We start from the raw sequence: 13934 nt of genomic DNA on the forward strand, positions 1-13934 counted from the left end.
AGAGAGGAATGGCCGTGGCGGGAACGCGGTTGCAGGCTTAGAAGCGCTGCTGGTACTTCATGTACATGAAGCGGCCGATGTCGAAGCCACCGTAGTAGGTGAAGCTGCTGTTCGGCTGGCTGTACATGATCGGACCCTGGTGGTTGAACACGTTGTTCACGCCCAGCGACACGGTGCCATCCCACGGCAGGCTGTAACGCACCTGCAGGTCGTGGAAGGTGTTGGAGCCCACCTTGTTGGTCGGCGATGCGCTGGTGTACGACGAGTTGAAGCCCGGCATGTTGCACTCGTCCATGTACGAGCACTTCTCCTTCATGCTGGAGTAGTAGCGCGCGGTCCAGCCGATGCCGAGGTCGCCGTACTGCCAATCCAGGTTGAAGGTGGAGCGCACGCGGAAGTCACCCGCCCAACCGGTACGCTGTTCCACCGGGGTGGTGGCGGCGCTGTCGTTGCGCTGCTCCAGGTAGTCGGTGTAGGTGGTGTTCCAGTTGACGGCGAACTTGCCGAACGCGGTTTCCAGCAGGCGGTAACGCACGTTGATGTCATAGCCGGCGGTTTCGCGGTAGCCCGCGTTGACCAGTGAACGGTCCAGCGACGAGACCTGGCCGTTGCTGCCACGGGTGAAGCGGCCGCAGGCGGCATCCGAACCCTGCACGTAGCACTGTTCCAGGATGTTGGTGGCCGACTCACCGACGATGGCGTTGTCGATGCGGATCTTCCACCAGTCCAGGCTGACGTCCAGGCCCTGCACGAAGTCCGGGCTGTAGACCAGGCCCACGGTCCAGGTCTTGGCGGTTTCCGGCTTCAGGTTCGGGTTGGAACCCGAGCTGAAATCGGTGGTGGCCTGCTGGCCGGGCTTGGTGGCCACGCTGCCATCGCTGTTGAGCTGGCGGAAGTTGGCCGGCACCTTCAGCGCCTGGCAACGGGCAGCAACGGTCGGGCTGCTGGCGGCGGTACCGAAGGAGGTATCGCACGGGTCGGTGAACGAGTCGCGGCTGCTGACGGTGCCGCCGTACAGGTCATCCACGGTCGGCGCACGGAAGCCGGTGCCGTAGGTGGCGCGCACCAGCAGGCTGTCGATCGGCTTCCACTTCAGGCCGAACTTGCTGTTGGTGGTCGAACCGAAGTTGTTGTAGTCCGAGTAGCGACCGGCCATGTCCAGCGACAGTTCGCGGGCGAACGGCAGGTCGGCCAGCAGCGGCACCTGCAGCTCCAGGTAGACCTCGTTGAGCGAGTAGTTGCCACGCGTCGGCTGGCCGCTGGTGCCGGCGATCTCGCCCTTCTGCACCATCGTGTCCGGGGTGTAGCTGGCTTCTTCACTGCGGTGCTCGAAGCCCATCGCGGCCAGGATGTCGCCGGCCGGCAGGGTGAACAGCGAACCGGAGATGTTGCCGCTGGCGACCTTGGTGGTGCTCTGCATCTTGTCGACGAAGCGGGTGAACAGGTAGTCCTGCACGTCCTGGTTGCTCAGCGAGCCCGGGCCGGTGTAACCCATCGGGGCGGCCGGGTTCCACGGCACGCAGCCGGCGATCACCGCGCCCGGCGCACCGCAACGAGCCACGTTGCCGTCCATGAAGGACGGGCCGACGGCCAGATTGACGTGCGGCTGGTACATGCTGCCGGTACCGATGCGCTCGCCTTCGTTGCGGTTGTACATGTAGTTGACGTTCCAGTCCCAGTACCGCGAACCGGTTTCGAAGCTGCCTTCCAGGCCGATGCTGGCGCGCTTGGTTTCCAGGTTGTTCTCGGTGCCCCGCGGCAGTTCTTCGGTGCGGTGCGCGAACAGCGCATCCTGGCCCCACAGGTTGAACGCGCTGTCCTTGGACAGGGCGGCACGGCTGCCATTGCGGGCCTGTGCGGCGCTGACCGAGTACGGGTAGCCGGCCAGGTGCTTGGTCGACTCGCGCTTGCTGTACAGCGCGTCGGCGACGATGCGCAGGTTGTCGGTGATCGAGAAGCCACCGTTGGCGAACACCGAGGTGCGCTCCAGGCCGGTCAGCAGGCTCATGTTCGACTTGGTGTTGGCACCATCGGCCGGATCCGGCGCATGGAAGTTGCCGGCCTTGCTCGGGTCGCCGCCCGGGCCCACGGTCAGGTTCTTGCCACCGACGGTGACGTAGCCCCACGGGGTGTTGCCGTTGAGGCCATCGTTGGGGTGGCGCGGGCCGTTGGTGTAACGGCTGAACTCGCGGTCCTTGCCCAGCACCTCGTCTTCCTTGGTGCGCTCGGCGCCCACGCTGAACCAGCCGCGCTCGAAGGTCTTGCCGAAGGTCGCGCTGTAGGCGCGCTTCTGGCCGTCACCCTGGCCGTACTGGCCGACATAGACGCTGGCTTCGCCACCATCGAAATTCTTGCGGGTGATGATGTTGACCACACCGGCGATGGCATCGGAGCCGTACAGCGCGGAGGCGCCGTCGGTCAGCACTTCCACGCGCTCGACGATGGACGACGGGATCGAGGCCAGGTCGGAGTAACCGCCGGCGCTGACGCCCATGCGGCGGCCGTCGATCAGCACCAGGCTGCGTTCCGGGCCCAGGTTGCGCAGGCTGACGTACATGCCGCCGAAGTCGCGCGAGGAGGTCAGCGAAGACGCGCGGCTCATGCTCGGCGCACCGGCGGCAGGAATGTCCTGCAGGATGTCGGCGACGTTGACGTAGCCCTTCTTCTCGATCTCGGCGCGGTTGAGCGCGACCACCGGCTGTGCGGTTTCGACACTGGCCTGGCGGATGCGCGAGCCGGTTATTTCGATGCGGTCGAGGTTGGTCGGGGTATCGCCGGCGCTCTGTGCGAAGGTGGGGGTGGTGCAGCTGGCGGCCAGCGCGATGACGATCGCGTTGCGCAGCGGATTGGTTTTCAGGGACATCCGTGAAATCTCGTGTTTCAGTAAAAACAAGCGCCCGTTCTATGGGCGCGTGGGGTGCTGCAAACCAACGTGGGGGGCGCGATTCTAGAATGTTTCCATTCGTAACTGTTTGTCTCCGCGCTGCGCGATGTGCGCGAAAATGAATCGCAACCAACAATCCACAGATGCGCTGTGCGCAGCGTCACGCGCGCTGCGTCTGCGATGGGCAGAGGCATCGATAGCGGCGGGATTCCTGCAATCTGTAGCAGCGCATGTGCGCATGCATCCATCCACGCATGGCGTGGATCTACTGCACCCAGATCGCGGTCAGATCCCTTCGCGTAGCGAAGGGATCTGACCCCGCCAACGAAAAAGGGACGGAGCCTTCGCTCCGTCCCCCTGCGTGATGCGCAGTCTGTCGCTGCGTGATGCTCAGGTTTCGCGCAGCGCTGTGGTGATCGGCAAACGTGCCGCGCGCAGCGCCGGGAACAGGCCGCCGACCAGGCCGATGCCCAATGCCCATTTCAAGCCGGTCCACAGCAGTTCCGGCGATACGTGGAACTTGAACACCACCGCGCTGAAATTGCTGCCGATGGTGGACACGCTGTAGCCATTGAACAGCAGCCACGCCACTGCGCAACCGAGCAGGCCGCCGAGCAGGGCCAGCAGCATCGTCTCCAGCATCACCGCCGTCACCACCGGCAGGCCGCGGAAGCCGATCGCACGCATGGTGGCGATCTCACGCGCACGCGTGGCCACCGCTGCATACATGGTGTTGAGGGCGCCGAACACCGCACCCACCGCCATGATCGTGCCGATCACCTTGCCGAGGATGTCGATCAGCTTGGTGAGGCCGCCGCCCTGCTTGCTGTAGTACACGCGGGTGGTTTCCACGTCCAGTTTCAGGCGCGGGTCGGCAGCGACGGCCGTCTTGAACTGCTCGAAGCCGGCCTTGCCATCGGTGCGCACGCTGATCGACTGCCAGGCACTGCGCTGGTAGGTGGTGGCCAGCGTATCGGCGTCGGTCCACAGTTCCGAATCATGCGCGTCGCCGGTGGCGAACACTCCCACCACGGTCCAGGTCTGGTTGCCCAGGGTCAGCGTCTTGCCGACCTCCATATCGCGGAACTGGCCCTTGGCGCCCTGGCCGACCACGATCTCGCGCAGGCCGGTGGCGAACTTGCGGCCCTCGACGATCTTGACCTTGTCATGCACCGCCCACGCCTGCGGGCCCACGCCGCGGAACTGCGCATTGACGTCGGTGCCATCGGACTTCGACACCAGGTTGACCACCTGCGACAGCTCCGGCGAGAGCAGCGGCCGGCCTTGCGCATCGCGGCTGATGCCGGGCAGGGTGGACAGCATCGGTACCTGCTCGCGGGTGATCACCGAGTTGGTCTCGGCCTGCGAGCCACCGCGCAGCACGATGGCAGTGGTGTCATCGCCGGTGTTGTTGAGCGTGGCCTGGAAGCCTTCGCCCATCGCCAGCATCGCCACCAGCACGCCGACCACGCCGGCGATGCCGACCACGATCACCGAGGAGGCGCCCCAGCGCTGCGGGAGGCTGGCCACGCCGATGCGGGTGGCGGCCAGCGCCAGTCGCCCACCGCGGGTCAGCAGCAGCCACAGTGCCACCAGCACGGCCACGGCCAGCACGCCGATCCACGGCAGGCTGATCCACAGCACCAGGCCGATCACCAGCAGCAGCACCGTCACGCCGTTGCCCAGCCACTTCTTGAGTTTGCTCTTGAACATGTCTGTGTTCTCCTCAGCGGCCGGCCAGTGCGTCGACGATCTTCAGGCGCTTGGCACGCAGCGCCGGCAACAGGCCGACGATGATGCCGATCACCACGATCAGGCCCAGCCCCATCAGCCAGGTCGGCGTCGGCACGTGCGGCGGCAGCATGCCCATGCTCTTCGGGCCGATGGCCGGCAGGATCAGGGCGGCCAGGCCCATGCCGATCAGGCCACCCAGGCCGATCAGCAGCACCGACTCCACCATCACCAGGGTCAGCACGGTGCTGTCCTTGAAGCCCAGCGTCTTCAACGTGGCCAGCTCCGGCACGCGCTCGCGCACGGCCTGCGCCATGGTGTTGCCGGTCAACAGCAGCAGGGTGAAGAACACCGCGCCCATGATCGAGGTGACGATCATGCCGATATCCGCGAACTGCTTGACGAAGGCCTGCTGGAACGCCGACTCGGTCTGGGTCTTGGTTTCGTGGTCCGAGTTGGCCGAAATCGCGTCGATCGCCTGCGCCACCCGCGAGGAGTGGTCCGGGTTGTCCAGCGTCACCGTGTACCAGCTCACCTGGTTCTTGATGTAGTCGTTGGATTCATCGAAGTACTTCCAGTTCATCATCAATTGGCGTTCTTCGTTGGCGGCCAATGCACGGTCCTTGGAGCGGTAGATGCCCTTGAGCACCAGCGGCCAGTCGTTGCTGCCGCCACGCGGGAAGATCGTTGCCTGCAGCGGGATGGTGTCGCCGATCTTCCAGCCGAACTGCTTGGCCAGGGTTTCGCCGACGATGGCGCCGGTGCGGGTCTGCTTCCAGTCTTCCAGCTGTGCCGGGTCGATCTGCAGCTCGCGGTAGACATCGAAGTAGTTGGGTGACACCGAGAAGTTCGGGAAGAAGTTCTTCGGGTCCTGGTAGATGCCGCCGAACCACATGCCATAGGCCACGTCGCGCACGCCGGCCACCTGCCGCACCTGGGCTTCCAGGCGGATCGGCAGCGACTGGGTGATCGACAGCCGCGAAGCCACGACCAGCCGGTTGGCACCTTCCACGCTGCCGCCGGAGGTGAATGCCACGCGCACCGAATCGAGCATGCCGAACAGCAGGAACGCCGCGACCACGGAGAGCAGGGTCAACAACGTGCGGGTTCGGCTGCGGAATAGCTGCGCCCACACCAACGAGAAGTATTTCATCGCCGTGGCCTCCGTCAGTGGGCCAGCGGCGCGTCGGCCAGCTCGCCCTTGTCCAGGTGCACCGTGTGCGTGGCGTACTCGGCGGCCTTCGGGTCATGGGTGACCATGATGATGGTCTTGCCGTGCTCGCGGTTGAGCTGCTGCAGCAGGCCGAGGATCTCTTCGGCGGACTGGCGGTCGAGGTCGCCGGTGGGTTCGTCGCAGATCAGGAAGGTCGGGTCGGAGACGATCGCCCGCGCGATCGCCACGCGCTGCTGCTGGCCGCCGGACAGTTCATTCGGGCGGTGGCTGCGGCGGTCGGCCAGGCCGACCAGGGTCAGCGCGATCTCCGCGTTGCGGCGGCGCTGCGCGGCATTGAGGTGGGTCAGCAGCAGCGGCAGCTCCACGTTCTTCTGTGCGGTCAGCATCGGCATCAGGTTGTAGAACTGGAACACGAAGCCGACGTGGTGGCTGCGCCAGGTCGACAGCTGGCCGCCGCTCATCTGGTCGATGCGCTCGCCTTCGATGCTAATCTCGCCGCCGCTGGGGTTGTCCAGGCCACCGATCAGGTTGAGCAGGGTGGTCTTGCCCGAGCCGGACGGGCCCATCAGCGCGACGAAGTCGCCGCTGGCGATGTCCAGGTCGATGCCGTGCAGCACCTGCACTTTCTCGGGGCCACGCTGGTAGGTCTTGGTGATGTTGCGCAGTGAAACCAGGGTCGACATGGGTGGTTCTCCACGGAAGGCGGGAAACGGGGAAGCGCCACGGCGGGGGCCGCAGGCGTGCGTCGAGCGGTGCTGCCGGCGGCGCCCGTGGGCGCCAGGCCGTTACTGCGCTTGTTTCTGTTGCACCTTGGCGCCATCGCGCAGCGTATCCGGCGGGTTCACCACCACCGATTCACCTGCGCTCACGCCCTTGAGGATCTGGCGGTCCTTGCCCATCGCCTGGCCGGCCTCGACCGAGCGCTGCTGCACGCGGCTCTCGTCACCCAGCACGAAGGCCACCGAGGCGCCCTCGCGCTGCACCACGGCGCCCGCCGGCACGCGCACGCCCTGCGGCTTGGCGGCCGCCTGCGGCTGCGCCTGCTCCAGGAAGCTGACGCGCACGCCCATCTCCGGCACGATGCGCGGGTCTTTCACCTTCAGCGCCACGCGCACCTTCACCGTGGCCTTGCCGCGGTCGGCGGTGGGGATGATGGCGATCACCTCGCCGGGAATCTTCCATTCCGGGTAGGCGTTGAGCGTGGCTTCCACCGGCATCTTCGGCTGCACGCGGCCGATGAAAGCCTCGCCGACCTCGACTTCGATCTCCAGCGAGTCCATGTCGACGATGGTGCCGATGCCGGTACGGGTGAAGCCGCCACCGGCCGACAGCGGCGAAACGATTTCGCCCGGTTGCGCCGCCTTGGCGGTGACCACGCCGGAGAACGGTGCGCGCACGATGTTGTTGTCCACGCCGAGGTCGGCGATGGACAGCTGGTCGTGTGCCACCTTGACGTTGCGCTGCGCGGTATCCAGCTGCGCGCGCAGGCTGTCACGCTGGGCCACGGCTTGGTCGTACTGCGAGCGCGACACCAGCTGCTGGCCGACCAGCGCCTGCAGGCGGCTGGCTTCGGCGGCGGCCTGCTTCTGCTGGGCCTCCAGCCCGGCGACCTGGCTGCGTGCAGCCTGCAGCTGCGAGGCGTACAGGCTGCGCTGCGCGTCCGCATCGATCGGGTCCAGCGTGGCCATCACCTGGCCGGCCTCGACCCGCATGCCTTCCTCGATCATCACTTCACGCACCTTGCCGGTGATCTTGGCCGACACCGTGGCCATGCGACGGGCCACCACATAGCCGCTGGCGTCGAGCACCGAGCTGCTGGCGCTGCCCTGCTGGATGGCCACGGCGGGGGCGGTTTCCACCTCCACGGCCGGTGCGCGACCGAACAGGAAGGCCACGGCCGCGGCGATCAGCAGCACGACCACGATGATCGCGATACACAACCAGCGGCGGCCACCACCATTGCCTCCGGAGGCCGGCGGGGGCGACTTGCGGTCGATACGGAGTTCCTTCAACAGCTCGGCAGAAGCGTTCATTCGTTCCATCACAGGCGTTCGGGCGGGTGTGGCCGGAAGAGCGGACGGCGGCGGTTCCGGCGGTGGAGCGTGCGGCACAGCATGAAGGCAGGCACAGCGATGACGGCAGTGACAGCTGTCACCCGATGACACTGACGGCGGCAACTGCGAAACGTGACCACGGCGGCACAGGATGGCAACGTCCCCGCTACCGGTACCGCCCATGGATCCGATCGCCCCGTCGCTGGCCCGCCTGCAGCAGGTCCAGGTGCGCTACCGCGACCATACCGCCCTGCAGGGCATCGACCTGCAGGTCCGCGCTGGCCAGGTGCTGGCATTGCTGGGCCGCAACGGTGCCGGCAAGAGTACCGCGATCAGCGTGCTGTTGGGCCTGCGTCGCGCCGATGCCGGCCAGGTCGAGCTGCTCGGCGGTGACCCGCAGCAGCGCGCCAGCCGTATCGGCCTGGGCGTGATGCTGCAGAGCACCAGCCTGCCACCGATGCTGCAGGTGGACGAACTGGTGGCGCAGGCCAGCGCCTGCTACCCCGACCCGATGCCGCTGCAGGAGGTGCTGCAGCGCGCTGGCCTGCAGGCACTGGCGCGCCGTCGCTACGGCCAGCTGTCCGGGGGGCAGCAGCGCGCGGTGCAGTTCGCCATCGCGCTGTGCGGCCGCCCGCGCGTGCTGTTCCTGGACGAGCCCACCACCGGCCTGGACATCCAGGCGCGGCAGGCGATGTGGCAGGCGATCCGGCAGCTGGTGGCCGAAGGCTGCGGCGTGCTGCTGACCACCCACTATCTGGAAGAAGCTGAAGCGCTGGCACAGCAGGTGGTGGTGCTGGAGCAGGGCCGGGTATTGGCCGATGCCCCGCTGAGCGAGCTGCGCCTGGCCGATCGGCCGCGTCGGATTCGTTGCCGCAGCGGGTTGCCCATTGAGGACGTGCAGCAGTGGCCGGGCGTGCAGGAGGTGCAGCGCGACGGCGAACACCTGCAGCTGCTGGCGAGCCCGGCCGAGCCGGTGGTGGCCCGCCTGCTGGCCGCCGATGCGCAGCTGCGCGAACTGGAAGTACAGGGCGCGGCGCTGGCCGACGCCTTCCTCGACATGACCCGGGAGGCCGCATGAACACCCTGATCCGCTCCGCCGGGCAACCGCTGCCTGTGTGGCGGCAGGTACTGCGCCCCTACCGTGCCGAACTGGTGTCCGAACTGCGCCGCGCCTGGCGCACGCCAGCGTTCGCGGTGCCCTCGCTGCTGTTTCCGGTGTTGTTCTACCTGCTGTTCGGCGTGCTGCTGGGGCGCGGTCACGCACCGCTGTACCTGCTGGCCACCTACTGCGTGTTCGGTGCGATGGCCCCGGCCCTGTTCGGCTTCGGCGTGCAGCTGGCGCTGGACCGCGAAGGCGGCCTGCTGACCCTCAAGCGCGCGCTGCCGATGCCAACGGCGGCACCGCTGCTGGCGCGGCTGGCCATGGCGATGATGTTCGCGCTACTGGTGGCGTCGTTGTTGATCGGCGTGGCGCGCGTGTTCGGTGGCGTCCAGCTGCACGCGCTGCAGGTGCTGCAGCTGCTGGCGGTGGCCGGACTGGCGGCGCTGCCGCTGGGGGCGATCGGCCTGCTGATCGGCAGCCATGTCAGTGCCAGTGCGGCGCCAGCGATGGTCAACCTGGTCTACCTGCCGCTGGCCCTGCTGTCGGGCCTGTGGCTGCCGCTGTCGGCGTTGCCCACGGTGTTCTCGACGATGGCACCGCTGTGGCCGACCTGGCATCTGGCACAGCTGGCGTTGCCGGTGGTCGGGCTGCCATCCATCGGCAGTCTCGCCGGCCACCTGCTGGTGCTGCTGGCGGTCACGGTGGTGGCGCTGCTGTTGGCACGGCGCCGCCTGCGCCGGATCGGCTGAACTGGCATGATCGGCAGCGATCGTCCCCGCCTGGATCCTCCCATGCCGCCGAGCTGGCTTGCCTCCCTGCTGCGCCCCGCGCCGGATTCGGCGGTGGCCGAGCTGCTGCGACGTGGCAAATCGCCCTGGAGCAGTGCGATCCACCTGCTGTGGTCGGTATGGATCTTCCTCACCCCGGTGCTGGGGAACGGCTTCACCCTGCGCTGGCTGTTGCTGACCCTGGTCAGCTATCCGCTGTTCCTGCTGTTCTACGCCAAGGTGATGCTGGCGCCACGGCACCATGCATGGCGCTATGCGCTGGGCATGATCGTGATGGCCCTGGTACTGCTGCCGTGGTATCCCTCGGGACTGAGCTATTTCGTGTTCGGCTGCGTGATGATCCGCATGAGCAGCCGCGGCGGCTGGTGGCAGTACCTGCTGCAGCTCACCGGGCTGAACCTTCTGTTCTGCGGCACCGCGCTGTACTTCGGTTATCCGTGGCAGGCCATGGTGTGGATGCCGGCGGTCTCGTTCATCGTCGGGCTGGTGGTGAACGTGGAGGCCCTGAGCCAGCAGCGCGACGTCGCACTGCAGCTGTCCCAGGATGAGGTACGGCGGCTGGCGACCACCGCCGAGCGCGAGCGTATCGGCCGCGACCTGCACGACCTGCTGGGCCATACCCTGTCGCTGATCACGTTGAAGCTGGAGCTGGCGCGCAAGCTGCACGACCGCGGTGATGCGCGCGCCCGGCAGGAGATCGGCGAGGCCGAGGACATCGCCCGCGAAGCGCTGGCACAGGTGCGCAGTGCGGTGACCGGCATCCGCGCCAGCGACCTGGCGGGCGAGCTGGCATCGGCACGCCTGCTGCTGGAATGCCAGCAGGTACATCTGCAGTACACGACGCCACCTGCCATGCCGGTGGACGTGGAACGTGGCCTGGCGCTGGTGCTGCGTGAGGCGGCAACCAACATCGTGCGCCATGCGCAGGCGACCCGGGTACAGGTGGATTTCATGCTTGAGGAACGACAGTTGGCGATGCAGATACGCGATGACGGCCGTGGCGGCGTGCAGGCCGAGGGCAATGGACTGTGCGGCATGCGTGAGCGGGCCGCAGCACTGGGTGGCCAGCTGACGCTGCAGTCGCCGCGCGGGGCGGGCACCGTGCTGACGGTGCGCGTGCCGTTGATGGCCGCGACCACGCCGCTGTCGTCCACGTCGTTGGCGCAGGACGGTGCCGCATGATCCGCATCCTGCTGGCCGAAGACCAGGCCATGGTGCGCGGCGCACTGTCGGCGCTGCTGGGCCTGGAGCCGGATATCGAGGTGCTGGGCAGCGCCGCTGATGGCGAAACCGCGTGGCGGATGCTGCAGCAGCTGCAACCGGACATCCTGGTCACCGACATCGAGATGCCCGGCTTGTCCGGTCTGGAACTGGCGCAGCGCATCGCCCGCCAGGAACTGCCGATCAAGGTGGTGATCGTGACCACCTTCGCCCGTGCCGGCTTCCTGCGCCGCGCGCTGGAGGCGGGCGTGCTGGGCTACCTGCTGAAGGATGCACCGGCCGAGAACCTGGCCGACGCCCTGCGCAAGGTGAAACAGGGCATCCGCGCGATCGACCCGCAACTGGCACTGGATGCGTGGTCGCAGGCCGACCCGCTGACCGACCGTGAGCGCCGCGTGCTGCGGCTTGCGGGCGAGGGCCGCACCGCCAGCGAGATCGCGGAGCAGCTGGGGCTGTCGCACGGCACGGTGCGCAATTACCTGTCCGAGTGCATCGGCAAGCTGGGCGTGGCCAATCGCATCGAGGCGTACCGGTTGGCGCGGCAGAAGGGGTGGTTGTAGCGGATCATTTCCGCGCCTGCGGAGAGGTGTCACTTTCTTTGCTCGTGCACCGCGCTGCAGGAGCAGCGTGGAACGGCGCAGCCGGCCCGTAGGGTGGCGCACATGGATGTGCGCCATCAAGAAAGTAACCAAAGAAACACGCCGCCAGGTCGCGAGCCGGTGCTGCGCACCGGTGCCCTGTGCTTCTCGGTGAATCAGGGGACGGCGCCGAACTCGCTGCGCTCAAACACCGGCGCCTCTTCGCCCCTGATTCCCCTGCGATGCTCGGCTCGCTCAAGGCGGACCCAAGGTCAAATGCCACAGCTGCACCCAGTAGATCCACGCCATGCGTGGATGCCGTTGCCGTTGCCGTTGCCCTTGATCTTGATTTTCCAGTCCGCCTTCAAGCGAGCCGAGCACCGCAGGTCCGGCGAGGGCGAAGAGGTGCGGGTGTCTGAGCGCAGCGAGTTCCCGCACCGTCCCTCGACGGACCGAGGAGCGCAGGGCACCGGCGTGCGAAGCGCGCCGGCTCGCGGCCGGCGGAGCGTTTCTTTGGTTACTTTCTTGATGGCGCACATTCATGTGCGCCACCCTACGGGCCGGCTGCGCCGTTCCACGCTGCTCCTGCAGCGCGGTGCACGAGCAAAGAAAGTGACACCTCTCCGCAGGCGCGGAAATGATCCGCCGGGCATGGCCCGGCGCTATCCATGCGTGGGCGCAGGTGGAACCCGCTCAATCCTTCCCGCGCGCCATCGCCTGGAACACCCCATCACGCCGCACCCACAGGTGGAACAGCGCCGCACCCACATGCATCAGCACCGTGGCGAACAATACATAGGCCAGCAGGCTGTGCGCATTACGCAACGCGGCGTACAGCGCCGGGGTATGCGGCACGATCGGCGGCAGGTGCTGGCCGCCCCACAGCACGATCGGATAACCGCCGGCCGACAGCATCGCCCAGCCGATCAGCGGCATTGCCAGCATCAGTGCATACAGCATCCAGTGCGAAGCCTTGGCGGCCATCACCTGCCACACCGGAAGATCCGCCGGCAGCGGCGGCGGGCGATGGCGCAGCCGGTTGTACAGGCGCAACAGCACCAGTACGCCGATGGCGATGCCCAACGGGCGGTGCAGGTCGATCAGCATCGGCCGCAGGTGCAGCGAGGCGACCATGGTCACGCCGATGAACAGCATGGCGATGATCATCAGCGCCATGAACCAGTGCAGCACGCGCGCGAGCAGGTTGAAGTGGCCGTTGCCGGTGCTCATCGTGCGGCCTCCTTCGGTTGCTCGACGTTGCCGGTGGCGCGCTCGCGTTCGCGGCGGTTGAAGGACTGCGAGTACACGGCGGAGCGGGCCGCCAGGATCGGATCGTCACTGCCACGCACGCCACTGGGCAGGATCAGCGGATCGAAATTGATCTGCCCGCACGCGCCCTGTTCCTGCGACTGCATGCGGTCCAGGCTGAGCACGCCGGCCACCACCTGATCACGCGACTCGGGCCACGGTACCGACGGATCATCGATGGCATCGCCGGGCTCGGCGGTGGTCACGACCAGGTTCCAGCGCACCGGGCCGCTGGCCAGGCGCTGCTGCAGTTCCTGGCTGAGGAAATCGATGCTGGCCTGCTTGCGCGTTTCCGCATCCATCTCGACCACCGGCGCCTGCGGTTGCCAGCGCCAGCGTACCGCGCGCTTCTGGCCCTGCGCGTTGGTGAACCAGAAGCTGTTGACGCTGTTGAAGGTGGTGTCGGCCCAGCTGCTGGTCCACGGCGCGGTCTTGGCCCACTGCTGGAAGGCCTGTGCACTGGGGTACTTGGCCAGCACCGCGGCCATCTTCTGCGGGTCGGGCTTGCCGGTGGCCGGGTCCGGGATGGAGGCGCGCGTCTGCTCGTAGAACGCCTCGGCGTTGGGCACGGCGAAGAACGGGAAGCTGTTCATCGCCATGCGCCATTCCTGGCCGTCATCGCTGACCATCTGCACCGCGAGGCTGCGCACGCGTGCGGTGTTGTCGGCGCCGTAGGGGTCACCGCCGCCGATCGACAGGCGGCCCATCACCGGTACGCGTGACTGCGAGAACACGCGGGCGCTGGACAGGGTAGGGGCCTGCGCACTGGGTTCGAACCAACCGCTTACGCAGATGCCCTTGCTGTGCGCACGACGGAACCCGGGATGGGCCGGGCCGGTGGCCTCGATGGTGTCGGTGAAGCGCTGCGCGGTGAGGCGGTCGCCAATCCAGCCGGCCAGCCAGGCAAAGGCCAGCGCGACGGCGCCCAGAATAAGCGCGATCAGTGCGATCCAGGGCAGCGGCGAATGCCTGCGCGGTGCGCCCGCCGTCTGGCCGGCACGGGTGTAGCGGAAGAGCGACATGGTCGGAGTCCTGCCTTCACGGAGCGTGTGGGTGGTCGACCCACACATCCTCGCAGAACCCTTCCAGGCCCG

Annotated in this window: 11 protein-coding genes; 4 read left to right on the plus strand and 7 right to left on the minus strand. The window is 67.3% G+C overall.

The features are described from left to right. Nucleotides 1-37: 37 nt before the first annotated feature. The 5 genes from ACZK1G_RS01590 to ACZK1G_RS01610 form a co-directional block, all read right to left on the minus strand. Nucleotides 38-2863 carry a TonB-dependent receptor gene (locus ACZK1G_RS01590; protein WP_101764770.1) on the minus strand — a complete coding sequence of 942 codons (2826 nt, stop codon included), beginning with the start codon at nt 2861-2863 and terminating at the stop codon, nt 38-40. Between the two features lie 411 nt (nt 2864-3274). Beyond that, on the minus strand, nt 3275-4597 hold the full coding sequence (locus tag ACZK1G_RS01595; RefSeq protein WP_049444557.1) for an ABC transporter permease: 1323 nt from the start codon (nt 4595-4597) through the stop codon (nt 3275-3277). A gap of 13 nt (nt 4598-4610) precedes the next feature. After that, the gene (locus ACZK1G_RS01600) at nt 4611-5768 is read right to left on the minus strand and encodes an ABC transporter permease (protein WP_014035671.1); all 1158 of its coding nucleotides are present in this window, start codon (nt 5766-5768) and stop codon (nt 4611-4613) included. Nucleotides 5769-5782: 14 nt separating this feature from the next. After that, nucleotides 5783-6472, minus strand: a complete 690-nt coding sequence (locus ACZK1G_RS01605; RefSeq protein ID WP_004137569.1) for an ABC transporter ATP-binding protein — start codon at nt 6470-6472, stop codon at nt 5783-5785. Nucleotides 6473-6574: 102 nt separating this feature from the next. Continuing rightward, on the minus strand, nt 6575-7822 hold the full coding sequence (locus tag ACZK1G_RS01610) for an efflux RND transporter periplasmic adaptor subunit (protein WP_101764771.1): 1248 nt from the start codon (nt 7820-7822) through the stop codon (nt 6575-6577). Nucleotides 7823-8024: 202 nt separating this feature from the next. Here ACZK1G_RS01610 and ACZK1G_RS01615 point away from each other — a divergent pair, with 202 nt between their 5' ends. Genes ACZK1G_RS01615 through ACZK1G_RS01630 form a run of 4 tightly spaced genes read left to right on the plus strand, consistent with a single transcriptional unit; the run spans nt 8025 to nt 11514 of the window. After that, nucleotides 8025-8921 carry an ABC transporter ATP-binding protein gene (locus ACZK1G_RS01615; RefSeq protein ID WP_049444561.1) on the plus strand — a complete coding sequence of 299 codons (897 nt, stop codon included), beginning with the start codon at nt 8025-8027 and terminating at the stop codon, nt 8919-8921. Continuing rightward, on the plus strand, nt 8918-9694 hold the full coding sequence (locus tag ACZK1G_RS01620) for an ABC transporter permease (protein ID WP_101764772.1): 777 nt from the start codon (nt 8918-8920) through the stop codon (nt 9692-9694). Before ACZK1G_RS01615 ends, ACZK1G_RS01620 begins: the two co-directional genes overlap by 4 nt. A 6-nt stretch (nt 9695-9700) precedes the next feature. Next, complete coding sequence (locus ACZK1G_RS01625) at nt 9701-10915, plus strand: sensor histidine kinase (protein ID WP_049444565.1); 1215 nt, start codon at nt 9701-9703, stop codon at nt 10913-10915. Next, on the plus strand, nt 10912-11514 hold the full coding sequence (locus tag ACZK1G_RS01630; protein ID WP_014035676.1) for a response regulator transcription factor: 603 nt from the start codon (nt 10912-10914) through the stop codon (nt 11512-11514). The genes ACZK1G_RS01625 and ACZK1G_RS01630 overlap by 4 nt, the downstream gene beginning before the upstream one ends. A gap of 711 nt (nt 11515-12225) precedes the next feature. Here the strand turns inward: ACZK1G_RS01630 and ACZK1G_RS01635 are convergent. Further along, nucleotides 12226-12762 carry a cytochrome b gene (locus ACZK1G_RS01635; RefSeq protein ID WP_049444569.1) on the minus strand — a complete coding sequence of 179 codons (537 nt, stop codon included), beginning with the start codon at nt 12760-12762 and terminating at the stop codon, nt 12226-12228. Then, on the minus strand, nt 12759-13862 hold the full coding sequence (locus tag ACZK1G_RS01640) for a catalase family peroxidase (RefSeq protein WP_049444571.1): 1104 nt from the start codon (nt 13860-13862) through the stop codon (nt 12759-12761). Before ACZK1G_RS01640 ends, ACZK1G_RS01635 begins: the two co-directional genes overlap by 4 nt. Between the last annotated feature and the right edge of the window lie 72 nt (nt 13863-13934).

This window comes from Stenotrophomonas sp. 109824_Sma, from assembly GCF_056480025.1.